This window comes from Paenibacillus sp. PvR133, from assembly GCF_017833155.1.
GTDB lineage: Bacteria > Bacillota > Bacilli > Paenibacillales > Paenibacillaceae > Paenibacillus > Paenibacillus polymyxa_B.
In genome coordinates this window covers 3,285,729-3,301,116 of sequence record NZ_JAFIBS010000001.1, presented here as the reverse complement: position 1 = coordinate 3,301,116, position 15,388 = coordinate 3,285,729, and the positions used below count along the sequence as shown (strand labels likewise).

Annotated in this window: 16 protein-coding genes and 1 pseudogene; 6 read left to right on the top strand and 11 right to left on the bottom strand. The window is 46.7% G+C overall.

Annotated elements, in window-relative coordinates; translation table 11 throughout:
* Positions 1-143 precede the first annotated feature (143 nt).
* The 4 genes and pseudogenes from JOE49_RS14655 to JOE49_RS14640 form a co-directional block, all read right to left on the bottom strand.
* Positions 144-704: a GrpB family protein gene (locus tag JOE49_RS14655; protein ID WP_209941657.1), complete on the bottom strand. Its 561-nt coding sequence runs from the start codon at positions 702-704 to the stop codon at positions 144-146.
* A 42-nt stretch (positions 705-746) separates the two neighbouring features.
* Positions 747-896: pseudogene (locus tag JOE49_RS14650) on the bottom strand (macro domain-containing protein); the annotation flags it as partial.
* A 63-nt stretch (positions 897-959) separates the two neighbouring features.
* On the bottom strand, positions 960-1,352 hold the full coding sequence (locus tag JOE49_RS14645; protein WP_209941655.1) for a hypothetical protein: 393 nt from the start codon (positions 1,350-1,352) through the stop codon (positions 960-962).
* Between the two features lie 21 nt (positions 1,353-1,373).
* The gene (locus JOE49_RS14640) at positions 1,374-1,961 is read right to left on the bottom strand and encodes a TetR/AcrR family transcriptional regulator (protein WP_023988063.1); all 588 of its coding nucleotides are present in this window, start codon (positions 1,959-1,961) and stop codon (positions 1,374-1,376) included.
* Positions 1,962-2,156: 195 nt separating this feature from the next.
* Between JOE49_RS14640 and JOE49_RS14635 the strand changes: the two genes are divergently transcribed.
* Entirely contained in the window at positions 2,157-3,392 is a 1,236-nt protein-coding gene (locus JOE49_RS14635) for an MFS transporter (protein WP_209941653.1), read from the top strand.
* Positions 3,393-3,476: 84 nt separating this feature from the next.
* Here JOE49_RS14635 and JOE49_RS14630 read toward each other — a convergent pair whose 3' ends face one another.
* The 4 genes from JOE49_RS14630 to fabF form a co-directional block, all read right to left on the bottom strand.
* A complete protein-coding gene (locus JOE49_RS14630; protein ID WP_209941651.1) occupies positions 3,477-4,217 on the bottom strand; it encodes a zinc ribbon domain-containing protein in 741 nt (246 codons plus the stop codon).
* Between the two features lie 94 nt (positions 4,218-4,311).
* Positions 4,312-5,268 (bottom strand): helix-turn-helix transcriptional regulator, encoded by a 957-nt coding sequence (locus tag JOE49_RS14625; protein WP_053326550.1) that lies wholly within the window; start codon positions 5,266-5,268, stop codon positions 4,312-4,314.
* 20 nt (positions 5,269-5,288) lie between these two features.
* Complete coding sequence (locus tag JOE49_RS14620; protein ID WP_023988059.1) at positions 5,289-5,795, bottom strand: GNAT family N-acetyltransferase; 507 nt, start codon at positions 5,793-5,795, stop codon at positions 5,289-5,291.
* A 141-nt stretch (positions 5,796-5,936) separates the two neighbouring features.
* Positions 5,937-7,175 carry a beta-ketoacyl-ACP synthase II gene (fabF, locus tag JOE49_RS14615; RefSeq protein ID WP_209941649.1) on the bottom strand — a complete coding sequence of 413 codons (1,239 nt, stop codon included), beginning with the start codon at positions 7,173-7,175 and terminating at the stop codon, positions 5,937-5,939.
* A 163-nt stretch (positions 7,176-7,338) separates the two neighbouring features.
* On the opposite strand from fabF, the gene JOE49_RS14610 reads away from it, so the two are divergent.
* The 4 genes from JOE49_RS14610 (at position 7,339) to JOE49_RS14595 (ending at position 12,395) form a co-directional block, all read left to right on the top strand.
* Positions 7,339-8,178, top strand: a complete 840-nt coding sequence (locus JOE49_RS14610) for a helix-turn-helix transcriptional regulator (RefSeq protein ID WP_023988057.1) — start codon at positions 7,339-7,341, stop codon at positions 8,176-8,178.
* A gap of 135 nt (positions 8,179-8,313) precedes the next feature.
* Positions 8,314-10,128, top strand: a complete 1,815-nt coding sequence (locus JOE49_RS14605) for a DEAD/DEAH box helicase (RefSeq protein WP_053325175.1) — start codon at positions 8,314-8,316, stop codon at positions 10,126-10,128.
* A 1-nt stretch (position 10,129) separates the two neighbouring features.
* Positions 10,130-11,080 carry a YqhG family protein gene (locus JOE49_RS14600; RefSeq protein ID WP_209941648.1) on the top strand — a complete coding sequence of 317 codons (951 nt, stop codon included), beginning with the start codon at positions 10,130-10,132 and terminating at the stop codon, positions 11,078-11,080.
* A 58-nt stretch (positions 11,081-11,138) separates the two neighbouring features.
* Entirely contained in the window at positions 11,139-12,395 is a 1,257-nt protein-coding gene (locus JOE49_RS14595; RefSeq protein ID WP_245248381.1) for a hypothetical protein, read from the top strand.
* A gap of 99 nt (positions 12,396-12,494) precedes the next feature.
* Here JOE49_RS14595 and JOE49_RS14590 read toward each other — a convergent pair whose 3' ends face one another.
* Positions 12,495-12,686 carry a YqzE family protein gene (locus tag JOE49_RS14590; RefSeq protein ID WP_023988052.1) on the bottom strand — a complete coding sequence of 64 codons (192 nt, stop codon included), beginning with the start codon at positions 12,684-12,686 and terminating at the stop codon, positions 12,495-12,497.
* 290 nt (positions 12,687-12,976) lie between these two features.
* Here JOE49_RS14590 and JOE49_RS14585 point away from each other — a divergent pair, with 290 nt between their 5' ends.
* On the top strand, positions 12,977-13,738 hold the full coding sequence (locus JOE49_RS14585; protein WP_028542805.1) for an N-acetylmuramoyl-L-alanine amidase: 762 nt from the start codon (positions 12,977-12,979) through the stop codon (positions 13,736-13,738).
* Here the strand turns inward: JOE49_RS14585 and JOE49_RS14580 are convergent.
* Together JOE49_RS14580 and msrA are read right to left on the bottom strand one after the other, a co-directional pair.
* Complete coding sequence (locus tag JOE49_RS14580; RefSeq protein ID WP_053325173.1) at positions 13,713-14,648, bottom strand: divergent polysaccharide deacetylase family protein; 936 nt, start codon at positions 14,646-14,648, stop codon at positions 13,713-13,715. The genes JOE49_RS14585 and JOE49_RS14580 overlap by 26 nt on opposite strands.
* A 125-nt stretch (positions 14,649-14,773) precedes the next feature.
* Complete coding sequence (msrA, locus tag JOE49_RS14575) at positions 14,774-15,286, bottom strand: peptide-methionine (S)-S-oxide reductase MsrA (protein WP_209941646.1); 513 nt, start codon at positions 15,284-15,286, stop codon at positions 14,774-14,776.
* Between the last annotated feature and the right edge of the window lie 102 nt (positions 15,287-15,388).

Genomic DNA, 15,388 nt, shown 5'->3' with positions numbered 1-15,388 from the left:
TACTGGATGAAAGTTACTTTAGCAGCTTCTGAATAAGCTTTTTCTGGTGTGCTGGCAAGCCTTCCGGCCATTCCCCTACACGGCAATAACAAATGTCGGAGATTTCGGCGCTTGGTCGGAAAGTATCCAGGAGTCCGGTCGTCCTAATCTTTAGGATGTCCGGTATTCAGAACGTTTTGCACAAAATCAGTCTTGGCCTCCGTGTATGCTTCACGATCATGCTGATTTTCCATCGCCAGCCGTCTTTTTAATACATCATATTGCTGAATCAGCTCAGGTTGTTCACGAAGTCGATTCCGAAACAATAGCTGCTGATCCCAATGCTCATCAGATTTCAGCATGAGATGCAGATGTCCCTTTCTTTGATCCTGTTCCACTTTAACCAAAAATCTTCTCCATTCCCGACCGTCCAATTCAGGTGGAACATAGTTCCAGCCTGCTGGTTGTAAAGCAGATACGACCTGTTCCAGTTTATCCCAAGATTCTAATTTTGCCATAATATCAATAATGGGCTTAGCGGAAAGATTGGGAATTGCCGTGCTTCCTATATGTTCGATTTCCGTCACCTTAAACGGCAGTAATAACTCCCGCAACTGGTGAATGACCTTTAAGCCCTGCTCTGACCAGGCAGGATCAGCATTCACTATTTTTACAGGCTCCGTAGCCCACACCGGCCAATGTTCCTGGTTTTGCTCCTCATGCATTCATGATCCCCCCTAATTTCCACGCATGTATTCTCTCATTCAGCTGATATTCGGAAAGGCAATGCTTCGTGCATTCAGTTCTAAAGCTAATTGGAGTGCATTATGGTAGCATTTCGCCAATAGCTCCTCTTCCCGATGGTTGCCACCATTCCACACAGGGCCGACGGTATAAATAACATATTCAGCATACAGTCACGTTTAATAGTTCAATTTGGGTATCCATTGATCCTCCTCCTCTTCTAAAAATCAACTCGTTTATATAGTCATCTTATAGTCTCCACAGGCAATTTCTACTATATCGTCATAGGTTTTTAGCATAAGGTGCTTTAGATTTTTCCCCCGTGCGCTTGCTATTGTAGCCAATAACGGCGTATCTGTAAGCTCATCAAAGCTGCTGCCCTGCGTATATTCCCGATCAGACAGGTGCAAAGCAACGTCCAGTTCAATCATGTTGAAGTAGTAGACTTCTGTGAATATCAGTTCGTAGGGCACAAAACCATCTGTTGCTTCCACTGCCAGCCCCCCATTAATCTCTCCCTTCAAAACTAGCTCCTTCTTCGAATAATTCATATGCACATGGTCCAAATAGATCGCATCTCGTCCATACAATGCTCCAATCGGGGTTTGAACGGCCTTTATCTGTGGCATCCCTGCTTCTTCCCTTCATCTCTATTTCCCATCCAGTAATATAAGTAAAGTCGCAACCGCCTGATCTACAAAAGAGCGCGCTGGACGTGATTTCATCATCACGGTAATCCCGATTAACAAAGAGACCATCGTATGGGCCAGAGCTCGTGCGTCCATGCTAGCCTCCAGCTCTCCTGATCGTATACCACGCTCAAGGGTTTCCTGAAAGACGGCAGAAAGATACATCTGATGTTCTCTGGTTAAAATTTCAAATCTTTCATCATGAGGGGCTAATTCTACCATCGTATTGATACAAAAGCATCCCCTATTAGGCCCATCCTCGTACTCTTCTGCCACGATTCCTCCAAAAAAATTGTAAAACGCTTCTTTTACAGAAGAATTGCTTTGTAGTCTAGAGCGTACATAAGCAGCGTGGGATTGCGTATATTTGCGCAGCGCGGCTTCGAATAATTGCTTCTTGTCTCCAAAAGCAGCGTAAATGCTAGGGCGCTGAATTCCCATTTTGGAGGTTAAATCGCTTAAAGATGTAGCCTCGAATCCTTTTTCCCAAAAAATTTGCATCGCTGCATTCAACGCTTGATCTTCATCAAATTCCCGTGGTCGAACCATAAGCAGCTCCTTCTTTTCATATCGTTCAGTATATTAAGATTGTATGATCAGGAAAAGAAACTGTCAAATATGTACATGATAAAATCTTGACATTTTATATATGCACGAGTTATATTGACCTAAATTCATTACATACCAATCGGTATATTATACTCAACGGTATGTAAATTACAGAAAGCGACGTGGTATGTGAAAATGAAGACGTCAGAAGAAAAAGCGGTACTCCTCCCTCATCAAAAGGTAGCAAATGCTGCCGAAACAGCCCCCATTCCCTCCTTGTCCCGATCTGTGGCACTCTTGTTTGCCATAGCCTGCGGGCTGGCTGTCGCTAACATTTACTATGCACAGCCATTGCTGGATGCGCTGGCAAACGAATTTGGCATTACGCACTCATCGGTAGGCATGGTCATTACCATCACGCAAATTTGTTATGCGTTGGGATTATTGCTGCTCGTCCCGCTTGGCGATCTTTTGAATCGACGACGACTGATTACAGGGCAAATGCTGCTATCCGTGCTGGCACTAATCGTGGTTAGCTTTGCTCCTACCCGTACAATACTGCTTATGGGAATGGCAATGATTGGACTGCTGGCTGTAGTCACTCAAACACTCGTGGCTTTCGCCTCTACCTTGGCTAATCCGACTGAACGTGGGCGTATCGTAGGTCTGGTGACCAGTGGAGTCGTTATCGGCATTCTGCTGGCACGAACCGTGGCCGGTGTATTAACTGATCTGGCAGGCTGGCGTTCAGTTTACCTTGTTTCTGCTATACTTACGCTGTTTATGGCTGTAGCTCTGTTGCGGGTGTTGCCAAAGAACGAACCCACAAGTGTGACACTTTCCTATCCGCAACTGCTCCGCTCGGTTATCGTACTGTTCGTGCAAGAACGAATTCTGCGTATTCGTGCTGTCCTTGCGCTGCTCATTTTTACGGCGTTCAGCATATTGTGGACTTCGCTTGTGTTACCTCTCAGTGCCCCGCCTCTATCTCTTTCACATACAGCCATCGGAGCCTTTGGCCTGGCTGGAGTCGCCGGGGCATTAGCAGCAGCACGAGCAGGGCGTCTTGCCGATCAGGGCTTGGGACAACGGACGACGGGTATCGCACTAGTTGTATTGCTGCTATCCTGGTTACCTATCCGCTACACCGAGCATTCTCTGTTCGCTTTAGTTCTTGGCGTAATACTTTTGGATTTGGCCGTACAGGCTGTACATGTCACCAACCAAAGCCTGATTTTCAATGTTCGCCCTGAGGCACGGAGCCGACTTACTGCAGGCTACATGATATTTTATTCCATCGGTAGCGCCACCGGGGCCATTGCTTCCACTCATATGTACATCTATGCCGGATGGAACGGGGTGTGTCTATTAGGAGCTGGTGTCAGTGCTCTGGCTCTCATCTTTTGGGCTGTAACTCGATGTTCAACTTGATGGGGAGACTGCTATTGATTGAATCAGAAAAACCGCCGGGTCCACGACAATGACCGGCGGTTCTCTTCTGTCACAACAAAATCATCACTTGGTTGCAATATAAATCAAAACAGGTTCATCAGGACTGCCGTACACTTCAAAATCACCTGTGTATGTCCGCTCCCCTTGTCCCGTGGCAGCCCACTCCCAGATCGTCTGCCATACACGGAAGACAGAAGAGGGTTCCTGAGTTGCCTGAAAAATGGCGTAGCGTGCAGCCGGAATGACAAGTTCTTCAAGGTCATCAGGAGTCTGGAAATCAACAGCCACTTCCTTCCCGATAAAAAATGTATACTCGCCCAAAGCTCCATTTTCATAGTCAGTATAGCAACCATAGACAGAAGCATGTCCTGCTTTTTCCTTTATCCGACCAGGCACGTCCTCACTCCAAAAACGTTCCCACATGCTTGGAATGATCCCGTGAGATGTTTGTTCATTCTGATTACTTGTACGTGCTTTCAACCCAATCAAACGGATCTCACCTCGATATTCTTCCCGAATGGGTCCATCCAGTGTAAGCCCCGTATCCTCTGAGGACCGCCATCGTTTCAAAAACGGCAGGTAATTACGCAGCATCGAAGTCGCTTCTTCTTCCTGCATCCCCTTCTCTACCAGGAAAGGCACAGACTGCTGAATCATTCCCTCCATAGTCAATTCAGGCTGTACAAATTCGCCTTCCTTGTAACAATACTTGCAATACTCATCCGTTTTATGATGTTGTGCATCCGTTCCATATTGGTCCTCATGCTCCAACGGCATCCCGCAACTTTGACAAGCTTTATCCATCCTCGTAAATCCCCTTTCGCTAACTGATATCAGGTATGCCACCAGTATAACGAAACAAACCTGACAACTATGGGTCAGGTTTGTTTTACTTAATCTAAGATGATTCCCGAACTTCTTCATAATTAGACGCAATACTCAGCGCCATCTTATGAATCTTGTCTCGCAAATGGGCTGGTTCCTTGACAACCACATCCGGTCCCAGGCTTAAAATAAATCCGTACGCCCATGCATCCTCAGGAAACGGGACCGAAACCGTATAGATCCCTTCCTCCTGCTCGGTCAATGCTTCTACGCCAAACCAGTCCTCCGCCAAATGCCTTGAATTACGGTTAAATTGTAGCGTAAATGGTTGTACGGCTCTGGATGCCTCCATCCGTCCCTCATTCCACGGCAGCACTTCATAAGAAAGGTCCCTGCGAGCAAAAACTGTCTCTGTAACCACAGGGTCACTCATGCGGGAGAGTTTGAATAGACGAAACTGCTCCCTATCGGGACAATACGCATATACAAACCATTGTTGTCCTTTCAGAACGAGCGTATGCGGTTCAACATTCCGTTCCGTTATGGCTCCTTCCGCATTTCGATAGGTAAAAGCGACAGTACGCGCTTGGCTCATTGCTTCTTTCACCTTTTTCAATTTGCCTTCCTGTGCAGCTTGATTTCCCCATCCCGAATGATCGACGATAAACTGTGTGGTACGGACACTAAATCGCTCTTTCCCGGACTCCGGCATAATACTTTCAAATTTATGAAGTAACCGCGACACATTTGGGCTGCCCAACGTCGAGGACAAACTCTGCAGCCCCATCACAATGTCCTTGACATCGTTATCCGTCAGCATACTGCGATCCAAACGGTATCCTTCCATCAGACCGATTCCCCCATTGGCTCCCTGATAAGTCACCACCGGAATACCTGCCATACTAATCGCTTCAATATCTCTATAGATCGTCCGGATCGAAACCTCATATAAATCAGCCAGTTCCTTCGCTTGTACTCTATTTTTCTTTAGTAGCAAAATGACGATAGAAAGCAATCGGTCAATTTTCATTTTTTCAAAACCTTTCACCCTTAGTAAAAATAAGCCATGAGTTCCTCATTATATTCCTGTCCGTGATATTCTAAAGCATTCTTTTCTATACCATAGGTTTCAAATCCCAACTTCCTATACAGCTTAACAGCAGCTTGATTGGTAGTTACCACACTCAGGTTAATTTGCTTCAAACCTTCCAATTTTCTACCTTGGCTGATGACTTCCAATAAAAGTTTTTTAGCGATCCCCTGACCTCGGTAGGTCGATGGTACATAAACTCCCCAAATCGTTCCTTTATGCTGCGTTTTTATTTTTTGTTCTCTTCTAAACCCAGTCATACCAGCCAGCTGATGATCCTTTGTAAATGCACCAAGTATGTAATGATCTCGTTTATTTTGTATCTGCTTCACCACATCAGATAATGGAACTCGTGCAGCTTCCTCATAGGAGGTTCCAAAAGCTTCAGGGTTCATTTGCAGGGCTTCCAGTCTCAAATTCCAATACGCTTCAGCGTCTGCTGATTGTATGTTCCTGATTAAAATCATGGTTTCACGTCCCTCCAAATGTTTTCCTTCATCTTACTCTATCTTTTATCTAAAATGAATCTGTTATTCTTCGATTAAAATAACCTCAGGTGCTCTATCCAGCCGGATAGAATGCCTGAGGTTTCAATAACTCCTTACAAATTATGACTCGTAGCGCTTCAGCACAATAACCGCATTATGACCACCGAAGCCGAAAGAATTAGATAGCCCAATATTTAGTGGAACCTTGCGCGCTTCGTGAGGCACATAATCCAGATCGCAAGCAGGGTCTGGATTATCCAGATGCATCGTTGGCGGAATGATACCTTCCCGCAGGGATTGTACAAGCGCAATCGCTTCGACACCGCCCGCAGCCCCCAGCATATGACCCAGCATGGACTTATTCGCAGTAACCGGAATCTGATAGGCATAATCACCAAAAAGCTTGTGGATTGCAAGGGTCTCAGCGACATCCCCGACAGACGTACTCGTCGCGTGGGCGCTAATCACGTCCACTTCCTCAGGGGAGATGTGAGCCGAACGAAGGGCCGCTTTCATCGCCAAGTAAGCTCCGGTTCCTTCGGGATGCGGTGCAACCATGTGATAAGCATCCGAACTGGCTCCATAACCGATGACCTCACCATAGATTTCCGCACCACGTCGGATAGCGTGTTCCAGTGACTCCAGTACCAGAATACCTGCACCTTCGCTCATGACAAAGCCGTCCCGATTCTGATCAAAAGGTCGACTTGCTATAGAAGGCTCCTCGTTACGTGTGGACAAGGCAGTCGCATTAGCGAAACTCGCCAAGGCCAATCTAGTCACCGCCGCTTCAGCCCCACCGGCAAAAATGACATCCGCATCTCCTATACGAATCGTCCGAAACGCCTCTCCAATTGCTGTATTCCCAATAGAGCAAGCCGTCACGGGTGAAAGCGTAGGTCCCATCGCTCCAAACGCGATACTAATTTGAGCAGCAGCCATATTCGAGATCATCATAGGTACCAGCGTTGGGCTAACTCTACCCGGCCCACGATGTAGCAGCACATCTACATTGTCCACCAACGTATCCAAACCGCCGACTCCCGATCCCACATAAACACCGACACGCTCCAAATCGGTGTGATCCAGTTCCAGACCGGAATCCTTGAGTGCTTGCTCTGCCGCATATAATGCAAACTGAGTAAACCGATCCATTCGTCTAGCATCTTTACGTCCCCATTGCTTTTCTGCATCAAAATCCTGTACCAGTCCAGCAATTTGTGCTTTCAAATCGGACACATCGAATGTATCAATTTTACGTATACCTGAATTGCCTTCCAGCAAATTCTTCCACAACGTGTCCACTTCATTACCCAGTGGGGAAACGACACCCATACCTGTTATCACTACTCTTTGCATAAGCTATTCATTCCTCCTGCTCGATGACTTACTTATAATCCTCATTTTAACCTCGCCTTATCCTATTACAAGTGTTTGTTTATCCTGGTATAATGAACACTACTATAGTAAATGCCTTATTTGCTCACTTCGGATATACCCATTGAATGGAGAGAAAATACCTATGAAAACGGAAGCACGTCTGGAAGCACTATCTGTTTTTCTAAAAACGAAAAGAGCCCGCCTACACCCACATATGGTCGGTCTCCCCCAAGGATCACGTCGCAGAACACCAGGCTTACGCAGAGAAGAAGTCGCTCAGCTGGCAGGTGTCAGTACGACCTGGTATACCTGGCTGGAACAAGGACGAGATATTAAGGTGTCCGCCTCTGTGTTGGATGCTATTGCTGCCGCATTGCAGTTGAACACAGACGAGCGCAAATATTTGTATGATTTGGCGATTGAGGCCGGGTCTCACAGCCTTCCTGCTCCTGCAGAGCAAGCCGTCATTTCCCCCTCTCTGCAAAAGATCGTACAAGAGCTGCACTACTGCCCTGCTATTATTTCAGATCGGCGCTGTCATATTGTCGGCTGGAACGCCGCTGCTGCTCATGTTTTTATGGATTTTGCCGAGCTACCACATGAGCAACGCAATATGATTGAACTGCTATTCACCAAAAAGGAGTTTAAAAGTCTAGCCGTGAACTGGGAACACTTTGTAAAGGGGTTCCTTGCTATTTTCCGCGCTTATTACGGGCAATACGTGACAGACCCCTGGTATGCACAATTTATACAAAATATGAGCCAGGCCTACCCAGAGTTTAACGAGCTTTGGAATCAGAGTGAAGTAAGCTCCGCACCGGAGGTGCTCATTGAATTTCGTCATGCCAAGGCTGGCAAAATGCTATTTGACCTGACTTCTCTTCAGGTACAAGGCAGTGTTGATCTCCGTTGTAGCATTTACACCCCCAATGCGCAAACCTCTACGGAAAGTAAACTCCAAAAGTTAATGGAAGGCAGCTAAAGGATTTCATCCCTCCTGTTATGAAGATATCTTTTTCCGTCCATACTACATCTACGATCTGTGCTAAATAGATGCCACATATGTGACAGAACCAAGAGCTTCAACTGTGCTACTACCAGGAGGGAGGGAATCATCATGAAAGCCAAATCGACAAGTTCCCCGCATATACACAATCAAGCGCCACTGCCTGTTCCGGTGCAATTTGATCGAAGCTGGCAGGATGAGCTGGACCAACGCCTACGCAAAGGTGGCCCTTGGGGAGATTGGAATCTGTATCAGCTGGCCATTGAGGCTGAAAAAGCCAAGCTGGTGCCGAGCTTCGATGAGCTTCAATGTCTACAGCATTTGCAAGACCTCACTCCACTCCCCCATCAGCTGGATACCGCTCGGAAGGTACTGTTTCAAATGTCCGGACGTGCCATTCTTGCCGATGAAGTCGGCCTAGGCAAAACGATCGAAGCTGGAATGATCCTAAAAGAATATCTGGTTCGCGGGCTGGCTTCCAAAGTGCTTATTCTTGTACCCGCATCCCTGGTCCTACAATGGGTGCGTGAGCTGAACAGCAAATTCGGTATTCCCGCTGTCGCCCAGAAGAAAGCGTATTCTTGGTCTTCCGAGGTCGTCGTGGCCTCTATGGATACCGCCAAGCGGGAGCCCCATAGTAACATCCTGCTAGATACCGATTATGACCTGCTCATTATAGACGAGGCTCATAAGCTGAAAAATAAAAAGACATCCAACTACCAGTTCATTATGAAGCTGCGTAAAAAATATTGTTTGCTCCTGACAGCAACACCTGTACAAAACGATCTGTCTGAGCTGTTTAACCTGATTACACTGCTCAAGCCCGGTCAATTGGGAAGACATGGCGATTTTTCAGCCAACTTTGTTGTAGATAAACGTCTGCCTAAAAATGAAGATCAGCTCAAGGATGAGCTGTCTAAAGTCATGATCCGCAATCGTCGCGGAGAAGGCCCGGTTCAATTCACCAAACGAAATGTTTCCAACATTCACTTGGAACTTTCGCCGGAAGAGCAAGCGCTGTACGATGGGGTGACCTCTTTTGTCAAAGAGCAATACCAGGCGAATGGCGGAAATTTAAGTAGCATGCTGTCTCTCGTCACCCTTCAACGGGAAGTGTGCAGCAGCCGGGACGCTGTGTTCGTGACTCTGGTCAATTTGTCTAAAAAGATGGCTCCAGACTCTCCTCTACGCGATCGTGTCTGGGATTTGGTTGCACACATTAAAGCGATCAAGGCCAATTCCAAAGCAGAAAAAGCGCTTGAGCTTATCCGTCAGATGAACGAAAAAGTGATCATTTTTACAGAATACCGAGCCACACAGGAGTATTTGCTGAACTATTTCCGTGACCGTGGCCTATCTGCTGTTCCTTACCGAGGCGGCATGAACCGTGGACGCAAGGATTGGATGATGGATCTGTTCCGTGGGCGCATTCAGGTCATGATTGCCACCGAAGCGGGTGGTGAAGGCATTAACCTGCAATTTTGTCACCATATGATTAACTTCGATTTACCGTGGAATCCCATGCGCGTGGAGCAGCGGATCGGACGGGTACATCGACTTGGACAGACGCATGATGTTAATATTTTTAACTTGTCCACAACTGGAACGATTGAGGAGCATATCCTGCATCTGCTGCATGAAAAGATAAATATGTTTGAGATGGTCATTGGCGGATTGGACGTTATTCTGGAGAAGTTTGAGAAGAAAGAATCCATTGAAAAAAGTTTGTATAAAATTATGCTTGAATCCAGTAGCGATGATGAAATTCGCAAAAAAATGCAAAATCTGGGTCACTCGCTGGATTCCATCAAACAGGAAATGGAACAACTGCGCACAGACCAGCCAAACACCGAGGATTTATTAGGCTTAGCAGGCAATACGGTTCCTCCGGGCAAAGCTCGACGCAGTGTAAAAGGAGGTCGCTAGTTTGACCATGAATGCACAGCAAGTCCAGCGCTTTGTCCACACCTATCTGGAAGCTACCGGATGTAGTGTCATCGAGAGGTCGACCCACCATGTAACCGTCAAGCTTTCTCCAGAAGCGGATAAAGCCCTAACAAACCGCCCCTACTATTGGGGATACGTAGAGCGTACTGGCGTTCCAGCGCAGACGATGTCCTTCACTTTCATTTTTGATGGGGAAGCCTACCGCACAGAACAGGAACGTTTAGCGGATCATATGCCACCAACTCCAGCATCAGGCAACGCAGCACAGGATCAGGTCATGGGGCGTTACTTCGGTCATGTACCGACGTTACCACAATTAGGACCTGGACGTATTTTGCAGGAGGAGCTTCGATATGGAAGCCGTCGGCTGCATCAAATTTTTGAAGCCGCACGGGATGGAGGGAAATATGTTTATTTGTTTGAGCAGCCTGATGCCCGTCAGCTGTCTGCCCGCTCTCCCGTAGTCTATGAAGCTTGGCTCAGCATTTGCTATAAGATTGAATTCGCCTGCGATTTGAAGCGTGAGGAACTTCAGTGGCTAGGTATTTCGCTCAAAAGCGGCACCATTGTAACCGATTTTGGCGCCATGCTCGAAACCCGGCAGCTCAGCCCGCTGCTGGCGGGCAATATGCATGTACAGCCTGCCAAGCTGTCTGTCCCTGAAGCTTCCACCTCGCTTGAAAGCTATCTTACCGAACAGCTCCGTCAGCAAGATTATGATTGGGCTGAGCAGGCGAGGGAACGATTGCGTGAGGAATTGGAGGTTATTGACCATTACTACGATGATCTAATCAAGGAGCAGAAAGAGGAAGAGGATAAAAAAGAGGCCATTTCAGAGCAGTATCAAGCCCGTCGTAAAGAAATGGTATGGCAATATGAGCCTAAGGTACTCGTATCCGCCATTAACTGCGGGATATTTCATCTGCGGTAACCGATATCTCTCGCTCCTTCGCAGGAAAGTTGCAGAGGTATCGTCAGCTTGTAACATCTTGCTTCAGCCTACATCAGTTTCCGCTGCTGTAACCACAAGTTTGGTTAAACATGTCTCCTATGTATCGACAGCAAAAAACGAACCTGGATACGACATTTATGCCGACAAGGTGCAGCAGTCTTTTTATCGGACAGGCTGTATGCTGGATAAAAAAGAATGCCTCCGTCGGGCAATCAAGCCGACAGAAAGGTGGATTACATTGAATAAGAGTCATTCCGGGCACTATAGCATAGGTATGATCGCAGCTGTTCTGATCGGCCTGTCCGCAGTCTGTCCGTTCACTTCCATTCATGCGGCTCCCTCAGCCGCACAAGGCAACAATTTAAACTCGGTGTCTCTCTACAACGAAAGCTCGTGGGTTCCTCCATTGAATTCCACGAGTCCTATTCCCCCTTCCCCGGGTGACGTTTCAGCAAGTTTTCCTACTGAGGAGCAAGGCGTGCCCGCAGACGTAAAACAGACTGCGGACAACACGGTACAATCCCTATCATCGCAGCCCTCTTTTGCCTCGTGGAAAGATGCTGAGCTTAGCTATCATCCGCTCGGACCTGGAACCCATAGTTGGCTTGTTCAAGTAAACCGTGCGGGAGAATACATCGGCTACCTGATTATCGGCTCAGACTCCAATGGCGCATATCAACTCAACGAATACGGGAATGGTCCGGGCGGGCCTTATAGTATGGCTGTACTTCGTCAATCCCTGGTGTCGCTCACAGATACTGATCTTTCATCTATCGACAAGCTGCAAATCACACCTATGTATGAGGAACCGCTACTAGCCTACTGGCTGGTGCGTTCCTCTACAGGCAGCGAAATATGTATTGATGCTGTGACTGGTGATCCGTTACCTGTAGAAGTGGCAGATGAGAGTTGGAAACATAAGCTCCAGAACAACGCATTCTCTTCATCTGTACCCTTTTTGAAAACAAAGGCGCAAGTGGTTACGGTCTCGTCTGCTCCTTTTGATCCCTATGACGATCTGGGTTGGCTTCAACCCAAGCAAAAACTTTCTGTCCGTAACACAGCCCAATTTATGGATACACTGAGTATTTCACCGCGTATTATATTTTCTGCCACAGGTATCAATTTTGCCTTTGGAGGTCCCTTATCCATTAGTGGGTATCAGCCCTGGATATCCCCAGATCATCCGTCCCAACCCAATTTATATGCGTTAACCTACCATCATGGACTGTCCCGATTTGTACCCTTAAAACAGTTATTGTCAGCTGGTGAATTTTTTCGTTTGGACTCTTAGTTATTAAGAAACACGCAAAATGATTCGGAATGATCCCTACAACACAAAAAGAGACCTCAAATGGCATCCCCTATGCCTCTTGTGGTCTCTTTGGCGAGTTTAATGTCGCTCTCTTCGTTCTCTGCGTGTGGATTTCATCCACATTTTCAGAGCCAGAGGCAACATGCCAAACCATTTGCTCACCCACGGCTCTCTGGCTTGTTTTTGACTGCGTCGAACATCACGCGGCGTTTCCATATAGCGAACAATTCGCTGCGTAATATACGTCACCAGTTCGTCACTCTTCGCCATCCTCCATGACCTCCTCTATTCTGCCCCTATCATGTCCATTCACATTGCTTGGAAATATCGGATTTACACGTTAGGTGAAGATACAACTAGCTTGCTCATTTTCCAAAAGGTCTAACCCCTGTGGGAATAACTATGCATGGTTTCCCTTAAATGGAACATACTATCTTCAACATAACGGTTACCTCAAGGTTAATTGTTATGTTTGAAGGCAGCTACGTTGCTTTAGGTTTGATGTCTGTTATGCATGGTTTTTCAGTAAACAATCAATTCGTCCACTGGAGGAATAGAACGTGCGAAAAAAAAAGTTAAACAAGATATGGCTGAAAGGGCTGGGGTTGAGTCTATGCATCCTTTGCAGTGCTGTATTTGCCCCATTTACCTATATAGCTGCTCAGCCCAACGAGAAAAGTAGCGAACCGAACAAGTATACAGAGGGTCCATCCAACGTACATTCGTCCTATCACGCTTTTGCCAAGCCCGTTGTCCTGATTGATGTAGGCCATGGCGGTGTGGATGGTGGAACAAGTCACAAAGGGCTTTTGGAAAAAGATATCAATCTCGCCATTGCTCAAAAGCTGTACTTGATCTTACGCTCCCAGGGTTACCCTGCTGTCCTGAATCGGGACAAGGACTACGCACTGAGTGACGATAACCGTTGGTTGCAGTCCAAATCCCGGCACCTTAAAGACCTGGCTCAACGTAAAAGTCTAACAGAACAACTGCCCACCGCTTTGGTTGTAAGCCTGCATGTCAATTGGACCAAACGTACCGAAAAACGTGGACCCATTGTGCTGTATCAGGATGAAGGCAGCAGCTATCTGTTGGCTGAACGGATTCAGCATTCATTAAACCGCTTATTTTGCATGAATAGAGAAACAGTGTACGGAAAACCCTTTTATCTTCTGAATAAAATCCAGCATCCCGCTGTAATTGTGGAAACCGGATTTATCAGTAACGAACAGGACAGAGCCATGCTTTCCGGGGATCGCGGTCAAAAAAGCATTGCTGAAGCTGTTGCCGAAGGCATTATTGCGCATCTGACGGCATGGTAGTGTTGGTGGCTGGGTCTCCAGTCCATCCCCATACAGCACGCACCAAATCGCTAATACCCACAAATTTGGCGTGCTCCTTTAGCTTGGGAACCGATGAATGAAGAGCCGAGGATGTATACATGCCAGACACGCCAACGTGCCCAATCGTTACGCATGTATCGTGCTCGTCCAGCCACTCAACCACTTTTGTAAGTTGCCGATTCACATGAGCGAGTGTATGGACATCATCCAGGAAAACATCATTGCGTACCGGTGGCATTCCCTTTTTAGCGGCAAGTTCAGGTACCACTGACCAATAATTAGTACGGCTGTCGACAAAAAATAGTCCATGCTCCTTACAAACATCAAGAACAATAGACATAATGCGTTTATCCGAAGTGACCTTGGAACCCATGTGGTTGTTCATTCCTATCGCATAAGGAACATCCTTTATGGCTGCTGTCACCTTAGCGCGTACTTCTTCATCCGTCATATTTGCCTTAATTGCTCCGGGTCCAAGCCATTCGGGCTTTCCCTGCTTTGGTTCCATTGGAAGATGGACGATGACATCATGACCACGCTTATGCGCTTCCATAGCGTCCTGCTTGGTTGTAGGCAGGAAAGGCATCACAGCAACGGTAATCTTAACGGGTAAATTTAAAATTTGCTCAGTCCCTTTCATATTATTTCCCAGATCGTCGATAATGACGGCAACCATCTTTTGCGGCACGTCCTGTTTGTCTAATGCTTTTGCAACACCAGTACTACAGACCATGAATAACATGCATACCGAAATACAGAGTACTACGGTTCTCCGTATTTTAGAGCTTGAATGGAATACAGGTACATAAGCTGGCTCTTTCCGGCCGCGAGATGCCTTTAAAGCCTTTTTTATTATGTTTCTCATGTGTAGCTTCCGTCGTGTACTCATTGCGGGTCAGCCTCCTTCTCTGTCCCTTCATTGTGTGAGTAACCTCGTCTAAATATGTATAAGGCAGATCCATGGAATACTCCCTGATCTGCCTTATCGTGCGTAGAAACGTATATTAAAGCCGCTTACCAGTTCTTATCAATAAATTCATCACGGCCTGATTGGGCCCGATCTTCCTTATAGTGCTTCACGTTTTTCTTGTGGTAATCCTGATGATAATCCTCTGCTGGATAAAAAATCGAAGCCGGAAGGATCTCCGTTGCAATTGGCTTATCAAAGCGTCCACTTTGTGCCAACTGCTCCTTGGACTGTTGCGCAAGCTCACGTTGCTGCTCTGTATGATAAAAAATTGCGGGTTTATACTGTGTGCCCCGGTCCTGAAATTGACCTTCCCCGTCGGTAGGGTCTGTTTGTGGCCAATATAATTCGAGCAGCTTTTCATAAGGAAACAGCTCAGGCTCAAACGTAATCTGCACCACCTCGTAGTGGCCTGTAGTTCCTGTTTTAACCTGCTCGTAGGTGGGATCGGGACTTGTTCCTCCAGTGTATCCTGACACAATGCCATGAATGCCCGGCTGCTCTTCAAATGGAGTCACCATACACCAGAAGCATCCACCTGCAAAAGTCGCTTTCTCCATCTTACATCCAACCTTTCAATAACTTCATCATAAAGTGCGTTATTTTCTATCATATCTTAAAAGATAACCTTATAAAAGAATTGTTTATGAACTTGAGGAGAT

What these genes read in the sequence shown, in the direction of transcription:
- JOE49_RS14655 (WP_209941657.1), bottom strand. Translation starts at nt 704, where the DNA reads ATGCATGAGGAGCAAAACCAGGAACATTGGCCGGTGTGGGCTACGGAG.
- JOE49_RS14645 (WP_209941655.1), bottom strand. Translation starts at nt 1,352, where the DNA reads ATGCCACAGATAAAGGCCGTTCAAACCCCGATTGGAGCATTGTATGGA.
- JOE49_RS14640 (WP_023988063.1), bottom strand. Translation starts at nt 1,961, where the DNA reads ATGGTTCGACCACGGGAATTTGATGAAGATCAAGCGTTGAATGCAGCG.
- JOE49_RS14635 (WP_209941653.1), top strand. Translation starts at nt 2,157, where the DNA reads ATGAAGACGTCAGAAGAAAAAGCGGTACTCCTCCCTCATCAAAAGGTA.
- JOE49_RS14630 (WP_209941651.1), bottom strand. Translation starts at nt 4,217, where the DNA reads ATGGATAAAGCTTGTCAAAGTTGCGGGATGCCGTTGGAGCATGAGGAC.
- JOE49_RS14625 (WP_053326550.1), bottom strand. Translation starts at nt 5,268, where the DNA reads ATGAAAATTGACCGATTGCTTTCTATCGTCATTTTGCTACTAAAGAAA.
- JOE49_RS14620 (WP_023988059.1), bottom strand. Translation starts at nt 5,795, where the DNA reads ATGATTTTAATCAGGAACATACAATCAGCAGACGCTGAAGCGTATTGG.
- fabF (WP_209941649.1), bottom strand. Translation starts at nt 7,175, where the DNA reads ATGCAAAGAGTAGTGATAACAGGTATGGGTGTCGTTTCCCCACTGGGT.
- JOE49_RS14610 (WP_023988057.1), top strand. Translation starts at nt 7,339, where the DNA reads ATGAAAACGGAAGCACGTCTGGAAGCACTATCTGTTTTTCTAAAAACG.
- JOE49_RS14605 (WP_053325175.1), top strand. Translation starts at nt 8,314, where the DNA reads ATGAAAGCCAAATCGACAAGTTCCCCGCATATACACAATCAAGCGCCA.
- JOE49_RS14590 (WP_023988052.1), bottom strand. Translation starts at nt 12,686, where the DNA reads ATGGCGAAGAGTGACGAACTGGTGACGTATATTACGCAGCGAATTGTT.
- JOE49_RS14580 (WP_053325173.1), bottom strand. Translation starts at nt 14,648, where the DNA reads ATGAGTACACGACGGAAGCTACACATGAGAAACATAATAAAAAAGGCT.
- msrA (WP_209941646.1), bottom strand. Translation starts at nt 15,286, where the DNA reads ATGGAGAAAGCGACTTTTGCAGGTGGATGCTTCTGGTGTATGGTGACT.